Here is a 9,334-nt window from a genome sequence, read left to right on the forward strand (position 1 = left end):
GGAACCACTCATAGCCAAAACGACCGCCGCCGCCGCTGGAGCCGCGCTCGCGTTTACCCTCATCTTCCACCTGCACGCTGACCGACAGGCGCACCAGCGGGCGAACGTCCGCTGCCAGGGTGCCGTCGGTGGCCGCAACGAGGATCAGCTCATAGACGCCGGTCAGGCTGGCAGTCACCTCCTGCACGCGCTTGTCGGCGGCACGGGCCACGTTGTTGACCCGGCGCAGGATGTCCAGCTTCTCTTCCCGGCTCATGCTCTGGAGCGGATCGACGCTGGTGTAGAGCGCGCTATGCTCAACCGCACCGAGGGTCTGCACCCGGCCATCGCCAGCGTCGCGGACGATGGTTCGTGCCGCCTGGGCGCTCTGCTCGAGGGCCAGCAGGCTGATCTGATCGGCATAGGCAAAGCCGGTCTTCTCGCCGCTGACGGCGCGTACGCCTACGCCCTGGTCGATATGGTAAGAGCCATCCTTAATGATGTTATCTTCTAAAACCCAGGATTCGTGATAGCTCGACTGGAAATAGAGGTCGCCGTAGTCGAGACGGCGCTCGGCCAGCTGGCCGAGGATGGAAAACAGATCCTGATGGCTCAGGCCGTTTGCCGCGAGTAATTGTTCACTAACCAGGTTCAAACTCATCGTTTTGCTACTCTCAGGTTGCCGCGCGGGGCGGTTAAAAATTTATATCTATTGAGAGTGAGGCAATTCGCTCAACTCGTCAAATCATTGCTATTTCTTCGCAGGCGGGGTGCGCGGCTGGCGCAGCACTTCGTTGATTTGCGGTTTATCCATCGGCCCGCTGATGTGGTAGCGCAGAATAGAGACCTTGCTCCACAGCGGACCCAGCACCTTGCTGGCGGCAAACACCGCCGCACCCACGATCGGGTTAACGGCGAACGCGGCCGCAACGCCGACGGTGGCGGAGATCTCCGGCGCGACGACGGCCTCGACGTCCAGCTCCCGACGCACCAGGTTAACCGAGCCCTTCATGGCGATATCCGCCTCGAGACCGTCCACCAGCGTATCGTCGGTATGCAGAACGCCATCCTTGATCCACGCCGTGCTGCGGATGGAGTCAAAGTAGAAGCCTTCGCTAAAGGTGTCGCTGAAGTCAAAGCGCAGCTTGCGCAGCAGAGCGTCAAAGCTCAGCAGGCGCAGCAGCTGCCCGGCCCGGCCGGTGCTGACGTCGGCGATCTCGCCCTTGCCGAGGCGGGTATGCAGCACGCCGTTAAGGGAGGCCTCGTCCGGCTGCCACGGGGTATCACGCCAGTGCAGGTCATAGTCAATATCTACCGGCGCATCACGCATCGGGGTCGTGACGCCAAAGAACTCCGTGGCCGAATCAATCTTATCCGCCCGCAGCTTGCCCTTAATTGAGGTGCGCTCCGCACTGCTGCGGTTAACCCACTCGCCGTCGGCGGTCAGGCGGGCAAAGCCGCTATCCACCAGGCCATTGGCCAGCGAGAGCGTATCGCCCTTAATATTGAAATCACCCTCAATACGGCCATATTTCTGTCCCCACAGCCAGCACTCGGCGCAGCGCAGCTGGAGATCGGGCCAGCCGCTGAAATCGATCCGCGTCTTGCCGGTCAGCAGTGCATTTGGCGACAGCGGCTCGCTGGTCACCGGCGTCGGGTTGTAGTAGAGGTAGCGAATGGCGGCGGTCCAGGGGCGGTTGTCCGCCATCATCAGCGTCGCCGCGATCTCCCGTCCCTGGACGTCAACCTTCGTGCCGCCCGCCACGGGCTGCGTCTCCAGGCTAACGTTGTTCCACTGCTGTCCGCCGAGGGTCAGCGCCGGGGTACGCAGAGCGATCGCTTCCGGGAAGGCCGTGGCGCTGCTGACGTTGCTGACCACACCCTGCTGGAAGAGTCCCAGCCACTGCGCCCCGTCCAGCGGGGGCAGATTCAACTCGACGCCCTTCTGCGCGGGCAGCGGCGGAATAGTCTGGCTCTCCGAGGCCCAGATAGCGCGGTCCAGAGTCAGCTTCTGGTTAAGCAGCCAGCGGCTATTGAAGTGGTTATCGCTGCCCGCCGCCCCGGTTAGATCGAAACTGCGCAGGTTGCCTGTCACGTTTAGCTTCACCGGCAGCGGCTGGCCCGCCGGTTTATTCAGCGGCGAGGGGAGTCGGCTGGCGAGGTTCTTCAGGTCGCCTTTAATATCCACGTTGTAGTGCGCGCCTGCGTTGTAGGGCAGCTCAATACCGACCTTGCCGTTCCACGCCACGCTGCCGCTGAGGGTGTCGTTGACCTGTTTCGGCAGCACCCCGGTGCGGGCGGGCTGCCAGTTGGCATTCATGTCGATCGCCACCTCGTAGGCCTTTTTACCTTCGGTGGTGGAGAAGTTGACGTTGAGCGGCTGGTTGAACCAGCTGGCGGTCAGCGGCTCGCTCTGCAGGTTGCCGTTCACAAAGCTAAAGTTGCCGTTAAGCTTGTGCAGGGTGCTGTTCAGCGGCTTGATAAACAGGCTGTTATCCCGCAGCTTCACCTCGCCTTTGGCGGTGGTCATCTCGCCATCCAGCGGGATATCGAGATGTAAGCGAGCGCTCACATCTCCACTAAGCTGAAGCTCCTCCAGGGTCGCGCCGAGGGAGTCCTTTAGAGGCGTCTCGTTGAAGTATGGCCCTACCTCTTTACCCGGGCCGTTGATATCAGCGTCGATCAGCAGCTTCTCTTCCCGGTAGTCGGGGATCGCCGCCGCCAGGTTACGCCCCTTCACCCCGCCGAGGCTGACCTCATCGCTCTTCATAAACAGACCGTCGTTGAGGAAGTCCAGCTCGATATCGAAACCCTTCAGCGCTGGCCAGCCGGGTTGGAAGGCGTAGGTGGCATTATGCAGCGGCACCAGGACTTCAAACTGCCCTTCGTTGTGCTTGTAGGGGAAGAGATGCGGGTTGCCGCCGTAGACCAGCGTGGCGTTATCCACCTGGCCGCCCTGGATGGCGCCGCTCAGGTAGTCCACCAGCGCTTTGCCCATCAGGTTTTCCGGGAAATAGCGCCACGCCTGCCCGGCATCGCTGGTGCTGATCCCGGCGAGGATCCCCAGCCACGGCTCGTCGTTGGTGGGCTTGAGATAGCGGAAGTCACCCCGGGCATGCACGCCAGTCGCTTCAACGTCAATCTGGTGGCCATCCAGCTGGAAGCCATCACTGTTTTTCAGCCAGTTGAGGGTGGCAACGCCTTTTTTGATCTCCAGCGGGGCGCGGAAAACCGTCTTATAGGGCATGGTGGCCTGAGTGACCTCGGCCGTCAGTCGTCCGTTCTCTGCGCTGCCGCTCAGGGTCCCGGCCAGATGCTGTACGCCTGGCAGCAGCTTCCACTGCTGCCAGGAGAGATCCTGCCAGCTGGCCTGGAATCGCGTTTTCTCCGTGGACTGAAGGGGAATATCCAGCGCCAGCTGCTCAATCTGCCCGGCAGGCTGCATTGCCCGCCAGATCTCACCCAGTGCGGGCGAGAGCTTTTCGGCAATCGGCTGCAGGCCGTCCAGTCCGCTTAGCTCAAGGTGATTGGCGCGAATCCGCAGCTCATCGCTCCGGGTGTTGTCTGCCCCGCCCACCTGCTGCTCGGGGATCCACGCCAGGGTCAGCGCCCCCTGCGGCCAGGGTTTATTATCCAGCGTGACGCGGGTAGAGGGGATAGCAAACTGCCAGCCACCCTCTGCGCGGGTGACGTGCGCCGTCAGGTTATCCACGCTCAGGCGGTGCGGTTTTGCATCGCCCTGCCAGCTCGCGCCGCCCTTTTTCAGCCACACGTCGCCGCTGGCAAACTCTCCCTTGCTCAGCGTCACCCATCCCTCAAGGCTGAAGCGGGCGCTATCCAGGGCAATATTGTCCTGCATCCATTTCCCCAGCCACGGCTTAACGTCGACGTCATCCGCCTGTAGCCACAGGCGTCCGTTATTAAGCAGGCCGTTATCATCCCGCAGATCCATCCGCACCTGCATCACGCCGTGCTGGCCGGTCAGGCTGGAGAGGCTCACCTGCCCTTCGGCCCGGTGGCGTGCGCTGTCGTTAAGCCAGGTGAGCTGAGGGATCGCCAGTTCAGCCCGCTGGCCGGAGGGCGTTAAAAAGCTGATCTCGCTGTCGCGCAGATCGAAGTGGTCAAACTGGCGCAGAAAGAGATCGCTGAGACGATTGCCTTCGAAGCCCTGCTCGTTGTCGCCCTGCTGTAGCGGGGTATTGGTGTAGATGCGCAGGCGGTAGAAGGTGAGATCGCGAAACTGCCAGCGCAGATGCAGCAGGCTTTGCCAGACGTCCAGCGCCAGGGTAACGCGCTTAACCGAGAACTCGCCGCCGTCGCTCAGGCCAGCGCTAATATCGCGCACCTCAACCTGCGGACCAAAGTTCTGCCAGCTGGCCTGAATGTAGCTGGCGTTGACCGGCATGCCCGTGGCCGACTCAATCTTTGTCAGCAGCGCGGGACGCCAGCTATTGAGATGCGGCAGCACAAGACGCAGTCCGCTCACCAGCAGCGCGACGATGACAATCAACGTCGCGGCAGTCAGCAGCAGTATCCCAGGCAGTCGCCTCACGCATCTCTCCTTGTCAGCCAAAAAACAGGCCTTGATCGTGTCGCAGCATGCTGCGTAATTACATCATTACCACGTCGAACTGCTCCTGGTTATAGAGCGGCTCAATTTGTACTTTTACCTGTTTGCCAACAAAGATTTCAACTTCTGCCAGCGCATGGGACTCATCGCTTTTCAGCGCTTCGGCCACCGCAGGAGAAGCATAGACTAAGAATCGATCGGAATCGTAGGCGTGGTGCACACGAACAACCTCACGCATGATCTCATAGCAGACGGTCTCAACCGTTTTTACCGTCCCGCGTCCGTGACAGGTTGGGCACTCGTTGCAGAGAACGTGCTCAACGCTCTCCCGGGTGCGTTTGCGCGTCATCTCCACCAGGCCAAGCTGTGAGAAGCCGTTGATGCCGGTTTTGACCCGATCCTTGCTCAGGGCCTGCTCCAGAGAGTGCAGCACCCGGCGGCGGTGATCCTCATTACTCATGTCGATAAAGTCGATAATGATAATGCCGCCGAGGTTACGCAGGCGCAGCTGACGGGCAATCGCCTGGGTCGCTTCAATATTGGTATTGAAGATGGTGTCGTCGAGGTTGCGATGGCCTACAAACGCGCCGGTGTTGATATCAACGGTGGTCATCGCCTCGGTCTGATCGATAATCAGATAGCCGCCGGACTTCAGCTCTACCTTGCGCTCCAGCGCGCGCTGGATCTCGTTCTCGACGTCAAAGAGATCGAAGATCGGCTGGCGTCCGCTGTAGTGCTCTAGCTTGCTGGTCATCTCTGGAATGTACTCGGCGGTAAACTCCAGCAGCGCTTCAAAGGTCAGGCGCGAGTCGACGCGGATGCGGTCAAGCTGGGCATCGGCGAAGTCGCGCAGCACCCGCTGGGCCAGAGCCAGCTCGCCGTACATCTGGTAGCGGGTCTGGGGACGTTTTTTACGCTCCATCACCTTGGTCCAGACGCGCTTCAGGTAGGCCGCATCCGAGGCGAGATCCTCTTCGCATACCCCTTCCGCCGCCGTTCGGATGATAAAGCCGCCCTGCTCGTCGCAGTACTCCGCAACGATCTTCTTCAGCCGCTCGCGCTCGCTTTCGCTCTCAATGCGCTGGGAGACGCCCACGTGAGAAGCACCCGGCATAAAGACCAGGTAGCGTGAGGGTAGCGTGATATCGGTAGTCAGACGTGCGCCTTTGGTGCCCAGCGGATCCTTGACGACCTGCACCATCAGATCCTGGCCCTGGCGCACCAGCTCGGAGATGTCGCGAACGGTGAAGTTCTTCTGCTCTTCACCGGCTACGCACTCGGTGTGAGGCATGATATCGGAGGCGTGGAGGAAAGCAGCCTTATCGAGACCAATATCTACAAAAGCCGCCTGCATGCCCGGCAGGACCCGGCTCACGCGCCCTTTGTAGATATTGCCGACGATACCGCGCCGCGCTTCGCGCTCGATGTGGATCTCCTGCAGGATGCCACCATCAATATAGGCAACGCGCGTCTCGGATGGCGTTACGTTCACCAGCAATTCAGCCGTCATGTTTATCTCTTCCCTCACGCAGTGCGTTAAAATCGCTTATCAGTTCACCGGTCTCCACCAGCGGCAGGCCGACAACAGCATAGTAGCTACCGTTGATGCGGCGGACAAAGCAGCCGCCCAGCCCCTGGATACCATACGCACCTGCTTTATCCATTGGTTCGCTGCTGGCAATGTAAGCGGCAATTTCGCTCTCGGCAAGCACCTTAAAGGTAACATCGGTGACCACAAGGCGCTCCAGCACCCGCTGGCTGTCAGCCAGCGCGACGGCGGTCATCACCTGGTGGGTATGCCCCGAAAGCTGGCGCAGCATTGCAGCAGCATGGTGGGTATCTCGCGGCTTTTCAAGCACTTCACCGTTGACGATGACAATCGTATCAGCTCCCAGCACCGGCAGGTCCTGCGCAGCCAGCGCTACCCCAGCCTGAGCTTTCTCCCGCGCCAGGCGCACCACGTACTGCTGCGCGCTCTCCTGAACGTGGCGCTGCTCCTCCACGCCCGGAATAATGCGCTCAAAGGAGACGCCGAGCTGGGTAAGCAGCTCCTGGCGACGTGGCGAACCGGAAGCGAGATAGAGATCGATCATAAGTACCTTTTATTGCACCGCAAACTGCTGGCGAATTTTACGCATCAGCAGGAAGAGCCAGGGCCAGAGCACGCCGTCAACAATGCTGCTCCAGAATACTTCCGGGCGGAACGACACGTTGATGACTAAAAACTCGGCCCAGAAAACAATGATATTCGCCGCCAGCGACAGCAGCATCACCACCAGCGCCTGCTGCCAGAGCGCCAGGTTACGGAAGAGCTGGTATTTCAGGGCAACAAGGTAAGCGATGATGCTGAGCGACAGGGCGCGGACGCCAAGCGTTGAGCCGCTGATGAGATCCAGTATGGCACCCATCATTAAGCCTGTACCGACATTTACGCGGTGTGGCAGGGCGAGGATCCAGTAGAGCAGAATAAGCAGCACCCAGTTTGGCCGGAAAACAAGAATGTTATCCGGCCAGGGCATGATTTGCAGCAACAGCGCAATGAGGAACGAGAGCCAAATGACCCAGCGTCCCTGGCTACGATAGCTCGCCACTATTGCCCCCCGGATAGAGGCTGCGCCGGCGTGTCAAGGCTGGTGGCAGGCTCAGGGGCGGGCGCAGGCGGGCCCATCGAATTCGGCGCAGGCAGCACCTGTGGCATCATCTGCATCAGCCGCTCGTTGGCCACGCGGTGTACCTCTTCCGGGGTCATCGGATTCGCGCCGTTGCGATCGGCTCCCCACAGCAGCAGCAGGTAGCGCAGACGCTGGAGACCCGCCATCGGACGCGCCTGGATAACCGTATAGGCACGCTGGGTGTCGAGCTTCACAGAGGAGACAACGCCCACCGGATACCCTTCCGGGAAACGTCCGCCGAGGCCAGACGTCACCAGCACGTCGCCGACGCGAATATCGGTATTCGCAGGCAGATGCTCAAGCTGGAGATCGTCAGTACAGCCGTTACCGGCCGCAATCACGCGGATATCGTTACGCAGCACCTGGATCGGCAGCGCATGGGTCGCGTCGCAGATCAGCAGCACGCGGCTGGTGAGCTTGGCTACCGCCACCACTTGGCCAACGACGCCTTTATCGCTGATCACCGGCTGGCCTTCATAGACGCCGTTTACGCTGCCCTTGTCGATCACCACCTGATCGCTGTAGGGATCGTTGACCGTTGAGATGACCTGGGTAACCATTTTTTGCTCATCCTGACGCAGGGGTGAGCCCAGCAGCTCGCGCAGGCGCGCGTTCTCCTGTTTGTACTGTCCCAGCATCAGCAGCTCGCTGTTTTTCAGCAGCAGCTCCTGGCGCAGCGCCCGGTTTTCCAGCTCAAGCTGATCGCGCGAGGCCAGAGTTTGCGACACGCTGTCGAGCAGTTCACGGGGACCATTTGAGACAAAGTAGAAAGGACTGACGGCGGTATCCATGTACGTTCTGATCTGGCTGAACGTACCGAGGCGGCTGTCGGCGATAATGACACCAAGCGCAACCAGCACCGCCAGGATCAGGCGAATCTGTAGCGACGGGCCACGGCTAAAAATGGGCTTCATAGGCTATGCGTCTTCTCAGGCCGGATAGATCGGGGACAACATCTGCGTTCCCCCCGATCCAATGCGGACTACTCTTCGCTGAACAAGTCGCCGCCGTGCATGTCGATCATTTCCAACGCCTTGCCGCCGCCACGGGCTACGCAGGTCAGTGGATCTTCTGCAACTACGACAGGAATGCCTGTCTCTTCCATCAGCAGACGGTCAAGGTTACGCAGCAGCGCGCCACCACCGGTCAGGACCATACCGCGCTCGGAGATATCGGACGCCAGCTCCGGCGGGCACTGTTCCAGGGCCACCATCACCGCGCTCACGATGCCGGTCAGCGGCTCCTGCAGCGCTTCAAGGATTTCGTTAGAGTTCAGGGTAAAGCCGCGCGGCACGCCCTCGGCCAGGTTACGGCCACGGACTTCGATTTCGCGCACTTCATCGCCCGGATAGGCAGAGCCGATTTCGTGTTTGATACGCTCAGCGGTCGCTTCACCGATCAGGGAGCCGTAGTTACGACGCACATAATTGATGATGGCCTCGTCGAAACGGTCGCCGCCGATACGCACGGAGGAGGAGTAGACCACGCCGTTCAGGGAGATCACTGCCACTTCGGTCGTACCACCACCGATATCCACCACCATGGAGCCGGTCGCTTCGGATACCGGCAGGCCAGCACCGATTGCGGCCGCCATCGGCTCTTCAATCAGGAAGACTTCGCGGGCACCAGCGCCCTGCGCGGATTCACGGATGGCGCGGCGTTCAACCTGGGTCGCACCCACCGGCACACAGACCAGCACGCGCGGGCTTGGACGCATGAAGCTGTTGCTATGCACCTGCTTGATGAAGTGCTGCAGCATCTTTTCCGTGACGAAGAAGTCAGCGATCACGCCGTCTTTCATCGGGCGGATAGCCGCGATATTGCCAGGGGTACGGCCCAGCATCTGCTTAGCTTCATGGCCTACAGCAGCGACGCTTTTCGGAGAACCGGCACGATCCTGACGAATAGCCACCACGGAAGGCTCATTCAATACGATGCCTTGTCCTTTTACATAAATCAGGGTATTCGCAGTACCCAGGTCAATGGACAAGTCATTGGAAAACATGCCACGAAATTTTTTCAACATACTAAGGGATAATCCTGAAAGCTGGGGCGGAAAACAAAATCCGCTTACTTTACCAACCACACGCAGCAGCGACAAGGCGCAAAAATC

The 9,334-nt window shown here is 60.3% G+C and carries 7 protein-coding genes; all 7 read right to left on the reverse strand.

Going from position 1 to position 9,334, the window contains the following annotated elements:
* A partial coding sequence (locus RTP97_RS20555; RefSeq protein ID WP_312416918.1) for a PmbA/TldA family metallopeptidase occupies positions 1-640 on the reverse strand: 640 nt, incomplete at its 3' end.
* A gap of 90 nt (positions 641-730) precedes the next feature.
* Positions 731-4,531: an AsmA2 domain-containing protein YhdP gene (gene yhdP, locus RTP97_RS20560; RefSeq protein WP_312416920.1), complete on the reverse strand. Its 3,801-nt coding sequence runs from the start codon at positions 4,529-4,531 to the stop codon at positions 731-733.
* A 58-nt stretch (positions 4,532-4,589) separates the two neighbouring features.
* Positions 4,590-6,059 (reverse strand): ribonuclease G, encoded by a 1,470-nt coding sequence (gene rng / locus RTP97_RS20565; RefSeq protein WP_312416921.1) that lies wholly within the window; start codon positions 6,057-6,059, stop codon positions 4,590-4,592.
* Entirely contained in the window at positions 6,049-6,642 is a 594-nt protein-coding gene (locus RTP97_RS20570; RefSeq protein WP_312416922.1) for a nucleoside triphosphate pyrophosphatase, read from the reverse strand. Before RTP97_RS20570 ends, rng begins: the two co-directional genes overlap by 11 nt.
* Positions 6,643-6,651: 9 nt before the next feature.
* Positions 6,652-7,140 carry a rod shape-determining protein MreD gene (gene mreD / locus RTP97_RS20575; RefSeq protein WP_042390004.1) on the reverse strand — a complete coding sequence of 163 codons (489 nt, stop codon included), beginning with the start codon at positions 7,138-7,140 and terminating at the stop codon, positions 6,652-6,654.
* Positions 7,140-8,135, reverse strand: a complete 996-nt coding sequence (mreC, locus tag RTP97_RS20580; RefSeq protein ID WP_312416924.1) for a rod shape-determining protein MreC — start codon at positions 8,133-8,135, stop codon at positions 7,140-7,142. The genes mreD and mreC overlap by 1 nt, the downstream gene beginning before the upstream one ends.
* 68 nt (positions 8,136-8,203) lie before the next feature.
* Entirely contained in the window at positions 8,204-9,247 is a 1,044-nt protein-coding gene (gene mreB / locus RTP97_RS20585; RefSeq protein WP_006818047.1) for a rod shape-determining protein MreB, read from the reverse strand.
* Between the last annotated feature and the right edge of the window lie 87 nt (positions 9,248-9,334).

The organism is Pseudescherichia sp. (assembly GCF_031998825.1).
Classification (GTDB): domain Bacteria; phylum Pseudomonadota; class Gammaproteobacteria; order Enterobacterales; family Enterobacteriaceae; genus Pseudescherichia.